Annotated in this window: 12 protein-coding genes; 8 read left to right on the top strand and 4 right to left on the bottom strand. The window is 63.3% G+C overall.

Annotated elements, in window-relative coordinates; all coding sequences use genetic code 11:
- Positions 1–528 precede the first annotated feature (528 nt).
- Entirely contained in the window at positions 529–2,763 is a 2,235-nt protein-coding gene (locus B1A87_RS13200; protein ID WP_078027663.1) for a DUF262 domain-containing protein, read from the top strand.
- Between the two features lie 561 nt (positions 2,764–3,324).
- Here the strand turns inward: B1A87_RS13200 and B1A87_RS23955 are convergent.
- Both B1A87_RS23955 and B1A87_RS23950 read right to left on the bottom strand, forming a co-directional pair.
- Positions 3,325–3,771 carry a GAF domain-containing protein gene (locus tag B1A87_RS23955; RefSeq protein WP_260680833.1) on the bottom strand — a complete coding sequence of 149 codons (447 nt, stop codon included), beginning with the start codon at positions 3,769–3,771 and terminating at the stop codon, positions 3,325–3,327.
- The gene (locus B1A87_RS23950) at positions 3,666–3,992 is read right to left on the bottom strand and encodes a hypothetical protein (protein WP_260680832.1); all 327 of its coding nucleotides are present in this window, start codon (positions 3,990–3,992) and stop codon (positions 3,666–3,668) included. The genes B1A87_RS23955 and B1A87_RS23950 overlap by 106 nt, the downstream gene beginning before the upstream one ends.
- Before the next feature lie 414 nt (positions 3,993–4,406).
- Between B1A87_RS23950 and B1A87_RS13190 the strand changes: the two genes are divergently transcribed.
- The 5 genes from B1A87_RS13190 (at position 4,407) to B1A87_RS13170 (ending at position 15,818) form a co-directional block, all read left to right on the top strand.
- Positions 4,407–4,994, top strand: coding sequence for a hypothetical protein (locus tag B1A87_RS13190; RefSeq protein WP_139362741.1), 588 nt, complete (start codon positions 4,407–4,409; stop codon positions 4,992–4,994).
- A 544-nt stretch (positions 4,995–5,538) separates the two neighbouring features.
- Positions 5,539–6,228 carry a DUF6994 family protein gene (locus B1A87_RS13185; RefSeq protein ID WP_078027661.1) on the top strand — a complete coding sequence of 230 codons (690 nt, stop codon included), beginning with the start codon at positions 5,539–5,541 and terminating at the stop codon, positions 6,226–6,228.
- Between the two features lie 291 nt (positions 6,229–6,519).
- Positions 6,520–12,996, top strand: a complete 6,477-nt coding sequence (locus B1A87_RS13180) for a DUF3320 domain-containing protein (protein ID WP_139362740.1) — start codon at positions 6,520–6,522, stop codon at positions 12,994–12,996.
- A 639-nt stretch (positions 12,997–13,635) separates the two neighbouring features.
- Complete coding sequence (locus tag B1A87_RS13175; RefSeq protein WP_185982321.1) at positions 13,636–14,976, top strand: hypothetical protein; 1,341 nt, start codon at positions 13,636–13,638, stop codon at positions 14,974–14,976.
- A 194-nt stretch (positions 14,977–15,170) separates the two neighbouring features.
- On the top strand, positions 15,171–15,818 hold the full coding sequence (locus B1A87_RS13170) for a hypothetical protein (RefSeq protein ID WP_078027660.1): 648 nt from the start codon (positions 15,171–15,173) through the stop codon (positions 15,816–15,818).
- Here B1A87_RS13170 and B1A87_RS24670 read toward each other — a convergent pair.
- Positions 15,755–16,381: a GNAT family N-acetyltransferase gene (locus tag B1A87_RS24670; protein ID WP_313902477.1), complete on the bottom strand. Its 627-nt coding sequence runs from the start codon at positions 16,379–16,381 to the stop codon at positions 15,755–15,757. The genes B1A87_RS13170 and B1A87_RS24670 overlap by 64 nt on opposite strands.
- A gap of 104 nt (positions 16,382–16,485) precedes the next feature.
- Positions 16,486–17,358, bottom strand: a complete 873-nt coding sequence (locus tag B1A87_RS13160) for a ribokinase (protein ID WP_078027659.1) — start codon at positions 17,356–17,358, stop codon at positions 16,486–16,488.
- Between the two features lie 140 nt (positions 17,359–17,498).
- On the opposite strand from B1A87_RS13160, the gene B1A87_RS13155 reads away from it, so the two are divergent.
- Both B1A87_RS13155 and B1A87_RS13150 read left to right on the top strand, forming a co-directional pair.
- Positions 17,499–18,935 (top strand): MFS transporter, encoded by a 1,437-nt coding sequence (locus tag B1A87_RS13155; RefSeq protein ID WP_078027658.1) that lies wholly within the window; start codon positions 17,499–17,501, stop codon positions 18,933–18,935.
- A 42-nt stretch (positions 18,936–18,977) separates the two neighbouring features.
- Positions 18,978–19,988: a nucleoside hydrolase gene (locus B1A87_RS13150; RefSeq protein WP_078027657.1), complete on the top strand. Its 1,011-nt coding sequence runs from the start codon at positions 18,978–18,980 to the stop codon at positions 19,986–19,988.
- Positions 19,989–20,043 lie beyond the last annotated feature (55 nt).

Here is a 20,043-nt window from a genome sequence, read left to right as displayed (position 1 = left end):
GGCGAGGTGCTGCGACACCCTATACGAACTATTGTCTATAGCCCCTTTCTGAGGGCGAACCTGAGCAACAAGCAGGATAGCGGTGCATATTGGTCACGGTTGTGCTTTTCAGCAGGTGCATGGCGGCTTTTCACGGCGCTATTTGTCGCTTGGAACAGCCCGCAAGGGGGATCCCCTATTAAACGCACAGCGACCAGTCTGAGTGGTCACAGCTCGCTTTGTTGCTCTTTGGGCCACTAAGGCCCTCTGATGGACCCGAAAACAGCCCGCATAGGGGCCTGATCAGGGTGACGTTGATTGCAGAAGTCTTCGTTGCACTAGAGCTACGTGCATGCGACGAACCCCAACGTCAATTGAGGATTGGCGCGGCGCGTCGAGACCCTTGGTAATCCTGAACGGCGGCTGCGCTGTGTAGGTTCAGCTTTGGGCTTGTCTCGGGCCATCCCTTGCGGGGAGCCTATGACGGCGAATGACAATTGATTCACCCAGCTAGGAATATGCAGTTATGGCGACGAATGAGAACAAGGCATGAAGCCCGAGAAGGTCAATCCACGGGAGGTCTTCTATCAGCCCTCGAGACTGGTGGTGCCTCTTTTCCAGCGCCCTTATGTCTGGTCCAAGGAGCGGCAATGGCAGCCCCTGTGGGAGGACATAGCGCGGCTCGTTGATGTTCTGGCGACGAAGAACCCGGCCGCTACGCACTTCCTCGGCGCTTTCGTCGTACAGCAGCTGCCTTCCACGCTTGGCACCATGCAGGAGTGGAGTGTCATCGATGGTCAGCAGCGACTCACGACGCTCCAGATCCTCCTCGACTCACTTCACTCGCAGCTTGACGACCGCGGTCTGACGATGCTCGCGGCACAGGTCGAGCCGCTCATCGTCAATCCGGCCGCCTTCCTCAAGAAGCCTGAGGACTGCTACAAGGTCTGGCCGACGAATCTCGACCGGGTGGGATTCAAATCGGTCATGAGCGCCCCTGCTCCAGTTGACTACTCGAGCGTCGTGCCATCGCGGCTCGCAGAGGCGCATCAGTACTTCAGCGATTCCATCGGCGCGTGGCTCGACAAAGCGGACGAGTTGGAGATCAGCGCAAAGTTGCTCGTTGATGCCGTGTCCGGTCAGCTCGAGATCGTGAGCATTCGGCTCGACGCGACAGAGGATGCGCAGGCGATCTTTGAGACGCTGAATGCACGGGGCGAGCCGCTGAGCGCCGCTGACCTCATCAAGAACTTTATCTTCCAGAATCATGCCGGCACCGAAGCGGAAGTCGAAGTCGCGTACCTCAGTAACTGGGCTGAACTTGAGACTCCGTGGTGGGTCACGCAGGTCACGGCCGGACGCATCTCTCACCCGCGCGCGTCCTGGTTCCTCTGGCACTGGCTGCGCGCCCGACTGCTCGAAGACTTCCCGATCCGAGAGCTATTCACGCAGTTCAAGGGCTACGTGACTGACAAGCGGCCCGACCTGTCCAGTTTGCTACCGGAGATCAGGACGGCGGCCGATAGATATCGGTTCGTGATCGAGGGGGCGCAGGCGGTGAACGGTCCGTTGACGAGGGCGCAATGGTTCAGTTACCGCGTCGGCACTCTCGATTCCGAGGTCGTGCGACCGCTGCTGATTTGGCTCGATGAGGAGCCGCAGTCCGATGTTCCGGAAGAAGACAAGACCCAGATCCTCAAGCGCCTCGAAAGCTGGTTCGTCCGCCGCGCGATCGTGAAAGCGCCCTCGCAGGGCACAAACCGATTCATGGTCGACCTCATCGTCCACCTCAGCAAGCAGCCGCACGATCGTCTGGCCATTGAAGTCCAGTCCTACCTCGCTTCGAACAAGACGCCCGTCGGGTACTGGCCGGACGACGCAGAGGTCACCTCGGCGCTGAAGGGCGCGCCCGCATACAACAAGTATCTCCGGGCTCGACTTCGAATGATCCTTGAAGCGCTCGAAGACTACCGCCGTGGTTACCCTGATTGGAATGCACTCAGTATGGGGCCGATCGCGCGTGGGGTCGGCACGGTCGAGCACTTCCTCCCTCAGAAGTGGCGGGCAAACTGGCCAGCTATATGGTCGCCTGACGAAGCCGAAATGAAGGCGGCGTCACGTGACCGCACTCTGCACGAACTCGGCAATCTCACCTTGGTGACGCAGAAACTGAATTCGAAGGTTTCAAACGGGTCATGGGCGACGAAGGTAGAGCATTTTCAGAACATCAACGACGTGCTCCTCACGAACGATGTCATTCAGTCCGCCCCAACCAATTGGGACGAGACGATGATCACTGCGCGTACGGCCACGCTCGCGGCGTCGGTCCTAAAGGTTTGGCCTGCCCCAGCAGGACACATCGGACTCGCAACGCAGCCGGCGCAGCCTGAAGCTCCCGGGGAAGTCGACCTTGCTCTGCTTGTCTCGGAGGGGCTCATTCAGCCGGGAACCGTGCTCGTCGCTCGTCCCGCTGTCCTGAACGGTGCGACCGCCGCAGTCGGGCTCGACGGGCGCGTGTTCGTCGGCGATGTCGGTTATGACACGCCGTCCGCGGCGGGGGTGGCTGCCAACTCGGCCGACCTGTATCGGGGCGGCATCAATGGTTGGCGATTTTGGAAGATCCAAGGGTCTGGGAAGTCGCTCTGGGAGGTTCGCAACGAATACCGCGCCAGTCTTGGCGAAGATGACGGAGGAAACGAGGTCGGCGAGGATGTCCAAGACTCAGAGCAGATCGAGGCCGAACTGGTCGCCGCGGAGAGCGCAGACGAAGTCGACGACGAATAAGTCAACAGGCTTCTGCCTCTTCCCAAGCACCTCGGACGCGCTGGGTCGAATTTTGCCATGACTGTTCGGGTCAGCGATCGTCTGCCTGACACCCATGGATTCAGTGCCTCGATGTTCGGACCTTACGTATCTCTCTTGCGTCGTCTTCCAAACACGTCCACGGCCTGAAAGTCCCCAGCCCCCATGTCCGTGGACAGGCATCGAACCAGCAGCCCGGCGTCCCCACTGGCCCGCACAGCCGCCCCGACGGACAGATCCAGCTGGTCCCGCAGCAGCTGCACCGGCAGAACACCGGATCGGCTGAGCAGGGGAGCGGTATACGCCTCCAGGGCATCGGCCACCCGCCAGTCCCGCAGCAGCCGCCCCCGAATCCGAACGTACGGCCGGTCCGGCAGCCAGCCAGTACGGGTTCGATTCCACCGCATCAACGAGCATCGACCGCACCCGGAAAATCTCCGTGCGGCGTGCCCGCGTCGCCGTGCAGCTCGTAGGCCAACTCCTCCGCGGACCACCCCTGCGACCGCGAATCCGGCAGCGCCAGGATCTCCGCCCGGCGCAGCGTCAGCGGTACCCCGCTCCCGTCAGCCAAACACCGCGGCAGGCCTGTCGCCCAGCAACTCCAGCGACGACACCGCAACACCAGGGTCGCGCACACCATGCCGGGACGCATGAACAGAAGACGAAGCACCCAAGGAGGCTGTCGCCGTCGGACGTTCCCAGCAGTGACTCCGCCACCCCGACCGCGCACCGCACCATCCGCGGCGTGTCCGCGCTGATGGTGTCCAGCGGCCCGGAAACATCGAGCACGCCCAGCAGCCGGCCCGTGGCCGGGTCCGTGATGGGCGCCGCCGTACAGGCCCACTCGTGGTGAGTGCGGACCAGGTGCCCGGCGGAGAACAGCTTCACCGGCCGGCCGGTGACCAGCGCCTCGCTGATGGCGTTGGTGCCGATGCCGGCCTCGGACCAGTCCGCCCCTTCGGCGAACTCCAGCCGGTCCGCCCGCCGCATCCGTCCGGGCTGCCCACCCGCCACAGGATCTCGCCGCGGGCGTCGGTCAGCACCAGCAGGTGCCGACCGGAAGTGGAATCGTCGGCCACCAGGTCGTGGAGCGCCGGCATGACCTGCTGCGGCCGGTGCTCCCGCCGCTGCTCCAGGACGTCGGCGACGTCGTGCAGGTGCCGCGGGCTGTGCTGATCCGGGCTGATGCCCAGGCCATGGAGCGGCGCCACGAATCCGCCAGACCGGTGGGGATCTCCGGGCCCGTGACACCGGAAATGACCAGTTCGTGGGCGCGGCGCAGGGCACGCCTCGTCCTGGATCTGGACTCAAGCCCGTCGGGGCAGCCCGCGGAGGTAGTGTTGGCGAGGGGGGACCGTACACGGTCAAGTCCTACACCGGTGTTCAGGTTGACCGCGGCGGGCCGCACAGCAGCACGTCACCGGTGTCCGAGGTGACGGTGGAGGCGCCGTCCGGAATTACTGAGGAGCGTGACTGGTGGGCAACGCCAGTGATTGGGCTTTGGGGCTAAGAAAATCCATGAGAAGCAACTGGACCGTCCCCGCCGTGTACACCGGCTCGGCCGGACCAAAATTCTCTTCACGACCGGCCACGCGGCATGCACGGTGGGCGCAGCGGTGGGGGCAGTGTCGATCGATGCTCCCGATCTTGTTTTCTGGATTGCAACGGTGGCAGGGTTTTTCGGCGGCAAGTACTTCTACCCGGTTCCCCGCAGCAGTGTTGCGAGCCCATATGGCGTCAGGGATTTCGCCAAGAAATCCCCGGCCGAGCTTGACTTCATGACCCCGGCGCAGATCCGGGCCTACCAATTCAACGCAGAGTTCGCCCAAAAGGGCGTGACACCATTGGCTTTGGGGACCGAAGAGGCCCTGGGCCGCCAGCGGGAGGCAGTCCGAACAGAGTCCCAGGCCGCAGGCGTGGACGCCGTGTTGCTGGCTGATTTTTCCATGGCGGAGCTGAAGGAATACGGAAGGACCGCGGACCGCCACGATCTGCTGAAGCGGCGCTGGCTCACCTACGAGGTGGACCCGCAGCTGCAGTTCGACTTTCCCGCGATGTCAGATACTTCCCTTCCGACCACGTCAGCCATGCTCAGGGCCATGCGCGCCGCCGACCTTGAGAGAACCGCTGGTGCCCCGGGCGAGTACAAGCTCGCGGTGGACAGGTTTTCCCAGGCCTTGGCGGCGGCTGAAGCAGCAGCGGGAGTGCCCTGACCACGGAGCCGTCGACGCGGTGACCTGGCCGGCGGCGGGGGAGGGCTGAGCGAGAAGATCCCGGTGGACGCGCATCACGGGCCGGATCCAGCTGGAAGACCAATGGAGCAGGGCTTCGACACCCTCATCACTTAAAGGACATGGCGGTGAAGGTTCTGGGGCACCCGTAAGTTCTGGTGGGGTGGCGTCTGGAAAGACGACGGCGGGAGGCGAATACCGCCGTCGTCATTCCACGTCTGCCCTTGGCCGGGCGACCAGCCCAAGGTCTACAAGGACTCAGCGATTACTTCTCAGCATTGGCGCAGGAACACGGAAGCATTGGATCAAGACCGGTTTTGCCAGTGGGTTCACGTGAGACGATTCACGCACTACGCGCACCATGCACGATTTGGGGGTCTCCAACAGTGAAGTACAAAAGGTTATTGCCGTCGCTTGCTCTCATAGCGCCAACTGAACTGACCATCAGGCACGCGGAGCAACCTCCGCGCGCTCAGCCTGGTGAAAGTCACAGCCGTGGAATCCGCATCGAACTTGAGGGACACTGATGACCTTCGACTTCCACTCAGATACTCCGGCAGGCAAGGACCCCGACTCCTTCAGCCCCGCCCTGCGGAAGTACCACCAGCTGTTGTGGAGCAAGGAGTTGCCCAGCGGCCAGCACTTCCACCTGGCTATGGAACCCCGCAGGTACCTCGTGCACCGATCCTTGTCAGGTGTTTTCTTCCTCGCCAGCGACACGATCACCACCAGGCTGCGAAAGAAGGCTCGTAACGTCATCCGAGACATACCGGAAGGCGACCTACCCGAGTACCTCGGCTACACCCCCGGAAGCGCGCTCGTGTTTCCAGGCAACAGGATCGGCCGAAAGCCGACGATTAATGGTGCACGCGGACTCCATCCCAGGATCGCCGATCGCTTCGATCTGACCCTGGAATGCATCCGCCGCCACTATCTTGGTGAGCAGAGCCCCCTCTCAGCGGTCCTGCTCAGATATGCGGACTTCTTCGCACTGTTCGGGGATTTCGCCGGGTACGTCAGATTCTTTTTACTGGAAGACCTTGTGGAGGATGACGGCCGGACAATCCGGTTCTTCCACCCGTTTGCCGACTTCAGCACACCAGCTGTTCCGAAGGGCCGTGACGAATACCTCGGGTATCTACGGCTCAGCAACGCTTTCATCAGCGCGCGCAATCGTAGGATCGACGAAGAACTTCAAGGGCGGATCGCACGGTAAGCCGGAAGTCCACTTGGTCGCAGCCCCACCGGCCCTGCGGAACGGCGGCGTCCGCGGTCATAGCTCGCTGTGTCGGCCGGACTGCTCTTTCTCCGTTTCCGTAGCGTCGGGAGGGCCGAAAGGGCCGCAAACGACGGGTTCAATTGGTCCGGGCCGTAACTTACCGGTTTTCCGGACCGCTGAGCGGCGCCAGAACCAACAGACACGCAGGATTGTCAGTGCCGGATGCCATGATTGGTTGCATCGAGTGAATGACGGTACTGATGCCGGTGCCGTAGATGGGGGAATTTGATGAGTCTGTCCAACCGCGAGTATGTGGGCCGGGCCCTTGAGGCCTTGGCGGTTGGCCTTGAGCCCTACATCGCAGCAGTGCTCGCTGAGGTAGCCCCCGGCGTGGCATGGACCAAGATCATCCAGCACAAGGACGAGAACGCTGGCCGCGCTGCGCAGTCCTACGCACCCACGGATCTCAGCCTGCAGCTGCGCATCATGACTGAATCCATGGGCTCACTTGGCTACCCCTTCAACCTCCCGCATGACGCACGCAGCCACACGTCCGAGCTGCGCCAGGCACGGAACCGCTGGGCCCACAATGAGACCTTCGACGACGCCGATACCTTCCGTGCCCTGGACACCGCAGGCCGGCTGGCCAAAGTGCTCGGGATGGACCAAACTCAGAGCGAGTTGGTTGCGCTTCTCACCGAGTATCAAAACCGGGCCTCTCCGAAGGAACAAACGGAAGAAGACCAGCAGGCTCTGCCGGCCGCCGTCGCGCAGACCGACCACCCGGAGGAAAGCTTTCCGGGTGAGCCCGCGGTCCATGGACCGGCTATATCCGCTGCCCACGTTGTGGTTGAGGTGATCACTGCAGATTCACTGAGCTACGCGATGGCGCACAACGGCTTCCGCTTCGTCAGGCAGGTCAAGATCACCAACAATGGCGCGGAAATCCGTGGTGCAGTGGTCCAGGTGGAGGCCTCCGCGCAGACAGGCCGGATCTCCGGCGACTTCCAGCAGTATGTGGACCTTGCCGCAGGCCAAACCATCACGCTCGATGACCTCAACGTCCCGGTTCAGGCCACCACCATGTATGAACTGGCTGACCGCCAGATGGGAAAGGTGCTGGTGACCGTCCATTCGGCGGGCGCCGATGCCGCCGTGGCGGAGCTGGGCCGCGCAGAAGCGGACCTGACGCTCCTGCCCGCCCAGTTGTGGATCGCCGGACGGGGACTCGTCTCCTACGAGTTCCTGGCCGCGTATGTGCAACCGCACCATCCCAGCATTGCCAAGCTCATGTCCGAGGCCGCCGACATCCTCGTGCAAACAACGGGCAGCGGCAGCTTCGACGGGTACCTGGAAGACGGGGACCGGGTTGATCAGATCGTGTTCGCCATCGCCCAGGCGATGAGCGCCCGTGACATCCGCTACAGCATGCCACCCGCCAGCTGGGGACTGGAAGGCCAGCAGGTACGGACACCGGCGCAGGTCCTTGACGACCGTTTGGGCACGTGCCTGGACACCACGCTGGTCCTGGCCGCCGCTTTGGAATTCTGCGGCATCAGGCCTCTGCTCTGGCTGGTGGAGGGCCACGCCTTCCTCGGCTACTGGCGGGAAGAAGGCAGCCTCAGCACTGCGGCGTCCGACGACGTGCCAGAGCTGGTCAGCCTTGTCCAGCGGGGCTTCATCAGCCTTGTGGAAACCACGCTCCTCACCGGCAGCCAGCCGATCTCGGCGGCCGCACTCCGCAGCAGCCCGCTGAACCGTTATGTGGAAAGCGGCAATGACGAGATCAACGCGGTGACTGATGTCCGGCGCGCCCGCCTTGACGGCATTTACCCGCTGCCTGCCCGCACCACGTCTGACGCCGGAACCCACATCGTGGTCAACTACGTTCCGGAAACCAGGACTGCGCCGGCTCTGCCCCAGAAGGCACCCTCGAGCGGGGGAGCCTCCCGGACCGCATCCGATGTTCCACCCCGGGTGCTCCAGTGGAAGAACGCCTTGCTGGACCTGAGCCTGCGGAACAGGCTCATCAACTTCACTGAAACCGCCCGGTTCCCGCTCGCAGTGCCAACCGCATGGATGGGTGCCTTCGAGGACCTCATCAGCAAGGGCACGTCCGTCAGCCTGATACCTTCCAACCAAATCAGTGCCATCCACCAGGAGCGAGGCATCCGCTTCGGCCGGGACCTTCCCCAGGACGAACTCGCCGACCTGCTCAGCTCCAAAAAGGCCGTGTTCGCCGAGGTCAGCGAAGACGGCTACAGCGCCAAGATGCGCGGTCTCGCCTACAAGGCGAAGACCCAGCTGGAGGAAACCGGAGCTAACAACCTCTACCTGGCCATTGGCAGCCTGATGTGGGAGCTGGACGGCCGGGCGCTTCGGTCCCCGCTGGTTCTGGTCCCGGTGAAGCTGACTTCTGCAGGGAAAAACGGTCTGTACCGCGTCACACTCGATGAGACCGGCCAGTCCACGCCGAACTATTGCCTCCTCGAGAAGCTGGCGCAGTCCCATGACCTGCGCATTCCGGGCCTCGCGGAGCCGGAGGAAGATGGATCCGGAATCGATCTGGACGCCGCGTTCGCTGCTGTGCGGGCCGCCGTTTCGGCCAAGGGCCTGGCTTTCCGCGTGGAAAACACCGTGGACCTGTCCATGTTGCAGTTCGCCAAATTCCGCCTGTGGAAGGACCTTGACGAGAACTGGAAGGAATTCACCGCCAACAGCCTGGTCAAACACCTCATCAGCACCCCCACGGAACTGTATTCAGACAATGTTCCCGTCACACCCGACGTCGACCTGGACGCCCTTGCGGCGCAATGTCCAATACCAGCGGACTCGTCGCAGCTGGAGGCAGTCGCGTCAGCAGTCGCCGGCCAGACGTTCGTCCTGGAAGGCCCTCCGGGCACCGGGAAGTCACAGACCATCACCAACCTCCTGACCCGCGCCATTGCTGACGGCAAAAGGGTCTTGTTCGTCGCGGAGAAGCGGGCAGCACTGGATGTTGTCCAGAGGCGGCTCGACGACGTCGGGATGGGACCGTTCTCCCTTGACCTGCACGACAAGGGCAGCAAGCCTGCGGTGGTTCGGGCACAGATCAAACATGCCCTGGAGCTCCGCCTGTCTGCGAACAAGCAGCAGCTCGAGACTGCCTCCACCGATCTTGCCTCAGCCCGCCGCGGACTGGTCCGGTACGCCAACAACGTCCATGAGGAGAATGGCGCGCAGCTGTCCCTCTACAGCGCGCGGACCAAGGCTCTGACCTATGAACCTGACCACGCTACAGTTCCTCTTAGCCCGGAACTGACAGCGTCCCTGAATGACTCCACCCTGAGCTCGATTCGACAGGTGTTCCGGGAACTTCCTGAATTCACCGACCCCGTCCGTCCTGGGCCTGACCACCCATGGCGGTTCGTCTCTGTTGCCGGTGGCGACCAGCAGGAACAGCAGCTGCTGGCTGCGGGACGTCGCCTTAATGAGGCGCTGAACGCCTTGCGGCCAACGCCTGGACTACCGCCGGTTCTGGACGCAGCGCAAACGCCGGCCGACGTCGTAACTCTCGCTACTCTGCTGCAGGACCGGAACGTCCCGTTGGGAACACTGGATGTGGTCCGCTCCGGCGACTGGTCTGTCAACGCTGAACAACTGGAGAAGCTGGTGACGGCCTTTGCGTCCGTTCAGCATCCAGGCCTTGAGCACGTAGCGCCGGGGGCTATGGATCTTCCGCTGCCGGAAATCCTCGGCCGTGCGCAGCAGGCCGCAGCATCCGGGTTCTGGGGACGCAAGAAGCGGCTGCTGGCAGTGGCCGCCGAACTGTCTCCCGTGCTTGTATCCGGAGCTGAAATCCGCCACAAGGAGCTTGTGCCGCTGCTGGAGAAACTGGTGGCCGTCCAGCACGAGGTCTCCGGCCTGCGGGCAACGCGGGGCTCTTTGCCTGGGCTTCCTGCGGATCAGCAATGGAACCCGCTGAAGCCGGACGCACAGGCTGACCTGAGGCACCGTATTTCCTGGCTTCGCTGGGCCGCGCAGGCGGTGCAGCCGTCTCCGGAGCCTGACGCGGTGAGCTTTCAGACCGAGCTCCGCACGTTCCTGAAGGATGCGCCCGACGTCCACCAGAACGTTATCGGCTGGCTCCGGGAGCTTTCTCATGCCTGGGAAGAATTCCTTAAAATCCAAGGTGTGGGTAGCGATGACCTGCGTGCGTGGACCAGTGAGCGAGGTTTCCTGGCCCAATGGTGGGAAACGTCCGTGCCGCGGCGACTGGACGCGGCGGGGTCGGTACCGCTGACGCGGTGGCTTGAGCTGATTCGTCATGTCGAACCGCTGCGTACCGCGGGACTGGTGGACGCCCGTATTGCCATCCTCGACGGCGAGCTGGAAGCAGATGACGCAGCAGCAGCCTTTGAACGCGGCTTGGCTGAAGGGTCGCTGGCCGAACGGCGCATCGCTACCGGGTTGAGCGACTTTGACACCATCGTGCACGAGCGCACCATCGAGCGGTTCACCAGCCGAGCGGAAACGGTACGCGAGCTGCTCAAAACGAACCTCGCCGCCGAGGTCCTGCACTCCCGGACGGTTTCGTCGTCGTCGACCTCCGGGCGCATGGGCGAGCTGCAACGGCAACTGACCAGGCAGCGGGGTGGCATGTCCGTCCGCAAACTGATGGAACACTACGCCGACCTCATCACGGGGATCATGCCTTGCACACTGGTCAGCCCGGATTCGGTGGCGCGGTTCTTCCCTGCCAAGGCCGGTCTGTTCGACATCGTGGTGTTCGATGAAGCCTCACAGATCCGGGTAGCCGACGCAGTGGGTGCCATGGGCCGCGGTGCCTCCGTAGTGGTGGTGGGTGACAGCAAACAGATGCCGCCCACGTCGTTTGCGGAGATTTCCTCTGACTCCGGCACCGACGGTGACGCCGAGATCTCAGTGGTGGAGGATATGGAGTCGATCCTTTCCGAGTGCGTGGAAGCGCGGGTGCCGCGGCAGTGGCTGTCCTGGCACTACCGGAGCCAGGACGAATCGCTGATTGCTTTCAGTAACCAGCAGTACTACGACAGCAAGCTTTCCTCGTTCCCGGGCCCGTCCCACGGCGCTGCGAATGCGGGTGTCCGCGGGCACGGGGTGAACTTTGTCCGTGTTGTCGGCCAGTTCAACCGCTCGGGACCGTCCAAGGTCCTTCGTACCAATCCCGTGGAGGCCGCGGCAGTGGTGGCCGAGATTCGCCATAGGTTTGATGCTGATCCGGCGGGGACTCCCTCCGTTGGTGTGGTGACGTTCAACCTGCAGCAACGTGCCCTGATCGAAGGGCTGCTGCGCGACACCGAGGATCCGCGTATCGTCGGTGCCCTGGACGAGGATTCAGAGGGGCTCTTCGTCAAGAACCTTGAGAACGTGCAGGGTGATGAGCGGGACGTCATCCTGTTCTCGACGGGGTTCAGCAAGAATGACAAGGGATACCTGCCGCTGAACTTTGGTCCCTTGAACCGGTCTGGTGGGGAACGGCGCCTCAACGTTGCTGTCACCCGTGCACGCCGGCAAGTTATTGTCTTCTCCAGCTTCAACCCGGCCGATCTGCGCTCCGAGGAAACCAGTTCCGTTGGCATTAAACATTTGCGGTCCTACCTTGATCTTGCCGAGCAGGGGACCGCTGCTCTGCCTTACGATGGGCGCCGCGCTGCCAGTATCGACCTGCACCGGGAAGAGATTGCCGACGCACTGCGGGACCGCGGCTTTGTCGTTGCAACAGACGTGGGGCTGTCCGACTTCAAAGTTGATATCAGCGTTGCCGTTCCCGACAACCCCAACCGCCCGTTGATGGCCGTCCTTCTGGACAGCCCCGCGTGGGCTGCCCGCCGGACGGCGGGCGACCGGGACGGGCTTCCCGGGGATGTTCTTACCCGCATGATGCGCTGGCCCTCAGTGCAGCGGGTCTGGCTGCCGGCCTGGCTGGCCGACCGGGACGCCGTGCTGGACAAGCTTGAAGCTGCTCTGGAGGAAGCGTACGAGGCGGCAGCTCCTGCTTCAGAACCTCAGGATGCGTTGACTGGCGGAACTCCCGCGGTGACGCGCTCCGGACGACGGGCGGCAGAGGCGGCCGCACCTGAGCAGGAGTTCGTTCTGGTCGCCGGCAAGGACACTTCGCCTCTTGGCCCGGGAACCCTCCTGGAGGCCTCTCAAGCGAACCCTAGGCCAGCCACGCTTGTTACCGCATACGCCCAGTCCAGCTACGAGCCTTGGACTGTCCGGCGCTTCGGCGGCCTTGAAGTACTGGACACGCTTCGCTCCCGCCGCTCCGTAACAGCCGTACGCGAAGCTATCCAAGATGTGATCGCAGCAGAAGGACCTATCCACCAGGAGCGGCTGGCCAAGCTCGTCTGCGCTGCTTTTGAACTCAACAAGGTGAACTCGCAAAGGGCAAATTCCGTACTCGATGCTTTGGACGAATCACTCCACTACTGCGACGCCGACGGTTTTAGCTGGGACGCCTCGGTTGACCGGGAGATGTGGGAGCAGTTCCGCCCGAACAGCGCTGACATCACGAGGAAGCCTGAGCACATCAGCGTTGTCGAAATTCGGAACGCGATGGTCGACATCGTGCGGCTCTCCGGTGGCATCGCAGTGGACGAGCTCCACCGAGAAACCATCAGGACTTTCGGTGGCAAGCGTTTGACGGCAGGTGTGACAGCCCGCCTGAACGAAGGACTGCAGTATGGCGTCGACACGAAGAGGCTTGAGCTTCGAGGTGCATTCGTGCAGCTGGCTAGCTAGGCGAATAAGGCATTTAGGCAATCATTGATTTTTCCCAGAAGGCATAGCAAGCGGGCCTGCAGATGCCGTTAGCTAGCTGGCGCTCGCACCCTAAACACATTGATTCAAATTTTGATCGGAGTTCCCATGTCCCAAGAACCCACACTGCTCTTTCTGCACGGCGTCGGAGACGGAAACAGAGACCGTGCCTGGCTGACTGGCCTTGAGGCGGCGTTATCGCGCCTGGGGTATCCGGGCATAAACCCTGAACGCATACTTGCACCCAGGTATGCCCACGCACTCAGGGACTGTGATGAATCCTTCCCTCTTCCGAAGATCAACGTGAAGCAGCCTGCGAGGGATAAGGTCCGCCAGAATCGCCGGGATTTTGAGCGACGCACAGCTGCGCTGGAGTTTCGGTTAGGAAGACATGACCACGGAACCGGCTGGGGTGGCGCCGAACTAGTGGTTAACGGGGCGGCGAACCTTCCCGGTTTCGCGCAAGTCCGAAAGTACCTCGGTGACGCTGACGTCAGAGCACAGGTTCTGCGGCTCATCCTTAGCAAACTGCCCGCAGCCGGCCGGATAGTAATTGTTGGTCATAGCCTAGGGTCAGTAATTGCTGCAGACCTAATTCAGCGGTTACCCAAAGAGCTCGTGGTGGTCGGCTTGGTCACCATCGGCAGCCCACTGGCGAGCGGCAGATTCGATGTCGACAAACTGCGCGAAAATATGCAGGAGCCACCCACCAACTTGGCTTGGTGGGCAAATTTCTGGAACGTGCTGGACCCAGTAGCGGCCCACAGAGGCCTGTCGTCGGTGTACAACTGGATGCTTGACTTCCGAATTGGAACTGGATTTAACCACCACGTACACGACGCCGAAACGTACCTTTCACACGATGCCGTCGCCGAAGCCGTGGGGTTTGGGCTCTTCGGATCCAAGTCCAAGGAAATCGTCCTCGCGGAGCGAGGTCTCGATATTCCACTGGATGCGTCTGAACTGACTGCCTTGGTGGCACTGCGTTATGCCCATCTGCTCAAGGAACGGCTTGACGGCGAACAGGGTATTCGATTTGCTGGAGCGTTGCGGCAAGTGCAGGCCACCGTCGTCGATGAAATTCGTCAAAGGAATAAGGAAGCGGGGAGGCCGCTGCCCTCTCAAGTTGCAAGGCTGGCCTTCGACGCATCAGACTCGAATGCGAACGTCCCTGAGCCCCTGCCCAGCCGTCATCTCACTAAAGAGGACGCGGTAACGCTGCTGACAGTTCTGGCATCCGAAAATGTGATCAGGCCGTTTGATATCAATGTAGACCGCGGTAAATGGCTCGGCGCAATGCGGGAGCTTACCTCGGAGATGGGGTTGGGTAGCCAGTACGGTACTCACGTTTTTGAGGCTGCCAAAGAGGCCCAAGATGTGCTCAGTGGAGCGCTCGTAATTGATTGGAAGAAATGGGGAGCACTCGGCGCGGGTGCCGTTGCACTAGTCGTTGCTACCGGCGGCCTGGCCCTGGCTGCGGCACCTGGGGTAGTCGGGGCCGCAGTCATCACGAGTGCCCTGGCCGGATTCGGTCCTGGAGGGATGATTGGTGGACTTCTAACTGCGGGAACACTGGTGGGTGCGGGTGGTGGTGGCATCGCCTTTAGCCTTGCCAGCCCCGGCACTTCAGCCGAAACCGTCGAAGCAGTGATTCAGCGCCGCTTGGCGGCCGCAATACTCCGCCAGCGGCAAAACCTTGAACCGGACTACACGTTGTGGAGCATCCTAACTTCAAATGAGATAACAGTCCGCCGCGAATATGAGCGGCTGGACGAGTTCTCCGATGAGTCCGCTCAGGCACTGAAAGAGCTGAAGAAGAAGCTTGAGACAATTGGAAGGGCAATGAAGTACTTGTCCGAGAACGGCCTTGAGCCGAAGCTGGTTGAAGATCTAGCGGAAGATGCAGAGGACCTGGCGGAGCGCCAGGACACTGCTGCGCGCCAGCCCTCACCACTCAGCTAGGCGTACTATTCACCGAGGTTGGGAACGCGCGGCTCGCAGCCTTATGCCCAGGGCGGGTGGCGCGTCATAATCGGCCAGTTCTTGCTCTTGTATATGGTCTGAGGAAACCTGACTCGGCGATCCGCTGCGGCCGTTCCATACTGTGGAATTCCGAGAGGGTCTCGAGGACGAACAAAAATGGAGTCTCAACGATCATGAAGTTTTTGAAAGCAATAATGAATTTTTTCAAAGTCCGCGTTCTGCTTTGGCTTGTCCTGTTGGTCGTCGTGCTAGTTGTTGCAGGAACGGGCGTCGCATTTGCAACCGGCGGACTCAACGCGCTCGCACTCAGATCGCTATTCACCAGCAGCTCGCACGAACGTGATTCGCAGGTGGTTCAGTCTGTTACGCGCTTGCAAGAGGTCGCCCTGCTCAGCCTTCACATGGAGGGTATCTCGAGGCACGAAAGCAATGGAGAGGTTCTCGGTGTGGCCATACCCGCGAGCGAGAAAACGACCCTGATCCAGTATCAGTTCGACGCAAAATTAGGCATCGATGGGTCACAGGTAAAGATCGAACCCACCGGTCCAAAGTCCTTTCGGTTGACCATTCCTCAATTCATTGGCATCGGCTTCGACAAGCCCACGTTCGAGGACCCCCTAGAGAGCAACAACGCGCTTGGCTGGCTGGCAACGCCAGCAGTTGAAACTCGCATGGTCAACAACATCCTCAGTGACGAGAACAAGCAGAAATACATCTCCCAGAACGAAGTAGCGCTGAAGGAGCAGGCCAAGGTTTTCTACTCCGGACTCATCGAAAGTGTTGATTCCGAAATTACCGTCGACTTTGAATTTGCGGGGTAGACGCCGGCAGCGCTCCGTCCTCGCCGCATGAGCCCGAGAGTATGCTGCCGCTGTGACGCCTCCTGGTGCGCGCCCAGGGCCTTGGCGCCGCCGTTGTTGCGGGCAATGCCCCTGCTCTTTGGGGTTCGGCGGATCAACCACCGGCCGAGTCGGGCGCTTTCGACAAGATCGACCACCGCCAACTCCAACCGGAACACCCCCAGCAGCACATCCTCACCCGGCACGTACCAATCGCGGGCCGGGACCCTCCGGAAGCCCAGGGATTCGTAAAGAGCATGCGCCCGTTCCATGAACGTCGCGCTCGTAATGCTGATCGCCCTGATATTCGGAAACGACTCCGCGTGTTCGATGACCCGCCGGACAACGGCACGCCCAACGCCGCCGCCTTGAACGGCAGGATCAACCGCGAGCATCCGGAATTCGAGCTCATTTTCCACCGCGACCTCGCTGTACGGCTGGCCCGCGAACGTCAGCGTCACGGCCGCGACCACCGTGCCGGAGGCTTCGGCCACCCACACCTCGGCATGCTCCCCCCGGTGCTCCACGTTCTCAAGCACGCTCATGTACGGGTGGTCAGCCGTGAAATGCCCGGCGTGGAGATACGCCTCATGGGTGATTCGCCGGACCTCTGAATAATCGGCGGGCGTTGCCGGCCTGAAAACCAGATTCACCGCGGATTAACCCCGACGCCAGCCACTCGGGAAATGTATTCCTCCAGCGGAGCCAGCGCCGGCTGGGAAGAGGGATCGCTCACGGCGTCCGCCCCCACCGCGTTAGCCACCGCCAGCGCCCGAGCGTAGGAAAGTCCGGCCCGGAGCGCCAGAACCAGGGCCGCGCAAAATGCATCGCCCGCCCCGATCGTGTTCGCCACCGTCGCTGCCGACGCCGGCGCCTCAGCCACCCGTCGCCCGTGCTCAAACATCGCCGAGCCGTCCTTCCCGTACGTCACCGAAACGAGCTTGGCCTCGGCCAGCGCCGGGATCAGCTCGTACTCGGTCTCGTTGACGATCACCAGGTCGCAGCGCTCCAGCAGCTCCCCCGGCAGGTCTATCGCCGGGGCAGCATTCAGCACGAAGAATCCGGACGACCGCCGGGCCGCTTCCAGCACCACGGGCAGGCCGACCTCGAGCTGGCACAGCACCGTCTCCTCGGCAGAGAACTCCACGCCCTCCAGGGAGAACCCCGCGTTCGCTCCCGGGCACACCACGATCTGGTTCTCGCCGTCGCGGTCCACCACGATCAGTGCGGTGCCGGTCGCGTCGCCGTCGAGCACTGACACGTCAGACGTGTCCACGCCGGCAGCAGCCAGAGACTCAAGCATCAGGCGGCCTTGGGCGTCGTCGCCCACCGCGCCGATCATCCTCGCGCTTCCGACCAGCCGCGCCGCGGCGACAGCCTGGTTGGCACCCTTGCCGCCGGGCTGCTGCTGCAGAACCCCGCCGCCGATGGTCTCGCCGGCGGTGGGCAGCCGGTCCGTGGTGGCGATGATGTCGAGGTTGATGCTGCCGACGACGGTGACGGCAGGAAGTCGAGTGCTCATGGGAAGTCCTATCGGGTGAAGCCAGGGCGGCTGGATTAGGAAATAGTGTACGCCATGGTTGTACTTGTTCGTCATACATGGTTGTATAACAACTCACATCCCAACGGCAGGACCCCGCCTGCAGAACAAAGGAGTTTGATGTGAACAGCCCAACCCCGGTCACTACCTCGCCGCCAGCCGCCGTCGGCAACGAAACAAACGCAGACCAGCCACAGTTCGCCGGCCGCCGCGCCGCCCTGCTGATCTCCACGCTGCTGCTCGGCGTGCTGTCCTTCCAGCTCAACGCCAGCATGGTCACCCCGGCGCTGCCGCAGATCGCGGCCTCCTTCGGCCTGGGCGCCGACAGCGCCGCCCCCGTGCAGTCCATGTTCTTCCTCGCCGGAGCCATCGCAGGCCCGGTGATCGGACGGTGGAGCGACTTCATCGGCCGCCGCGCCGCGCTGCTGCTGGTCCTCGGCATCATGGGCGCCGGAACCCTTCTGTGCATCGCCGCCCCGACGCTGCCCCTGCTCGTCGCCGGCAGGTTCCTCCAGGGCGTGTCCAGCGCCGTCTTCGCCCTCGCCTACATCGTCCTCAGCGAGAACCTGCACGCCCGCCTGTTCGGCACCTCCGTGGGCATCATCGCCGCCATCAACGGCGGGATCGGTGGCGTCGACGGCTACGTCGGCGGCCTCATGGCCGAAACCCTCGGATTCCGGTCCATCTTCGTCGTCGTGCTGGTGCTGACCGCCGTCGCCGCCGGCTGCATTCTCAAGATCGTCCCGAAGGGACGGCCGCGGGGCGTCCGCGGCGCCATGGACTGGTGGGGAGCGGGCTCGCTCTCGGTGTTCCTCGTCTTCATCACCTACTTTGTCTCCGGCGGATCGGCCGCCGGCTGGACAGCGCCCAGCACCCTGGCCCTGCTGGCCGGCACTGTCGCGTCCTTCGCCGCCTTCTGGATGATCGAGAAGAAGCGCAGCCACCCGCTCATCGCCGTACACCACCTGCGCTCCCGCCGGGTCTGGCCCGTCATCGCCACCACCGTCCTGACCCTGGCCGGCATCTTCGCCGTCATCAACTTCACGGTGGTGCTGCTCAGCCAGGACATCCACCACGGCTTCGGGTTCAGCGCGTCCGTGTCCGCCCTGCTGTTCCTGACCCCGGCCGCGCTCATCGGCGTCTTCGCCGCACCGCTCGCCGGCTGGCTCGCCGACCGCCGCGGCTGGATCAAGACCCTCCGGGCGGGAACCGGGCTGAGCCTGGCCTGCGCCGTCGCCGCGGCCACGTTCTCCGACAACCAGGTGGCGGTGATGATCGCCGTCGCATCGCTCGGAATCTTCTACAACGGCTTCTTCCTCACCGCCATCAACGGGCTCTCCGTCCTGCTCTCGCCCAAGGAAGCCCCGGCCGCCCTGCCCGGCATCAACGGAGCCTCCTTCGGCATCGGCGCGAGCCTCGGCGTCGTGCTCGTGGCACCGTTCGCCGCCCAGGCCACCTCCGCCGGCTACGCCACCGCGCTCTGGATCTCCGTTGCCATCACCGCGGCGGCCTTCATCGTCAGCCTCTTCGTCGCCGCCCCCAAGGGCGAATCCCTCTGACGTCCCACCCCACCCAGCACCAACGAAACGAGAACCACCGCAATGACCACGCCCACCAGCAACCCGTTCTACCTTGACTGCGACACCGGGATCGACGACGCCCTCGCCCTGGCCTACCTGCTCGCCTCCCCGCAGGCGGACGTGCGGGGGATCGGCACCGTCAGCGGCAACGTCAGTGCCGCCGTCGGCGCCCGGAACACCCTGGACCTGCTCCAGCTCGCCGGGCACGCGCACATCCCCGTCGCGCTCGGAGCCCACGACCCGCAGACCGGCACGTTCCACGGCGGGGCGCCGCACGTCCACGGCGCCAACGGCATCGGCGAGGTTTCGCTCGAGGCGGCCTCTGTTGAGCTCGCGTCCGAGACCGCGGCGGAGATGCTCGTGCGGCTCGCCCACGAGCACCCCGGCACGCTGCGGATCCTCGCCATCGGCCCGCTCACCAACATTGCGGACGCGCTGCGGCTGGATCCGGAGCTTCCCCGGCTCGTGCAGGAGATCACCATCATGGGCGGCGCGGCGCTGGCCCCCGGAAACATCACCGCGGTGGCGGAGGCCAACATCGCCAACGACCCCGAGGCCGCCGCGGACGTCCTCGCCGCCGACTGGAACATCACCCTGGTGCCGCTGGACGTGACCATGTCCAACGTGCTGGAGGAAAGCCACCGGCAGGAGCTGCTGGCCGCCGGCCACCCGGTTCCGCAGGCCCTGGGGGAGATGCTCGGCTACTACTTCCGGTTCTACGAGGGCATCTTCGGCCGGGCCTGCTCGGCCATGCACGACCCCCTCGCGGCGGCGCTCGCGGTGGGCGGCGTCAAAGCCGCCGTCGCCCCGGTGGTGCGTGTCGCCGTCGACACCACTTTTGGGCCAAGCCGTGGTCAGACCGTCTGCGACCTGCGCGGACTCTACCTGGACTACCCGGAGCAGCCCGGCGCCCGCTGCCGGGTGGTGCTGGCGCTCGACGGCGACTTCGCGCCGCACTTGGTGGAAACGCTGCTGTCTGTTCCTGAAAGTACGACGGCGGCGCTCGCCTCCGCGGTCACGTCACCGGCCTGAGCATGTTGTCCGAGGCGAAGCCCCGGCATGCCTGGTCGTGCAGGCGCCCCGCCAG

Source organism: Arthrobacter sp. KBS0703, assembly GCF_002008315.2.
Classification (GTDB): Bacteria; Actinomycetota; Actinomycetes; order Actinomycetales; family Micrococcaceae; genus Arthrobacter.
Note: the sequence above shows the minus strand (reverse complement) of the source record. Positions and strands in the feature narration are given on the sequence as shown.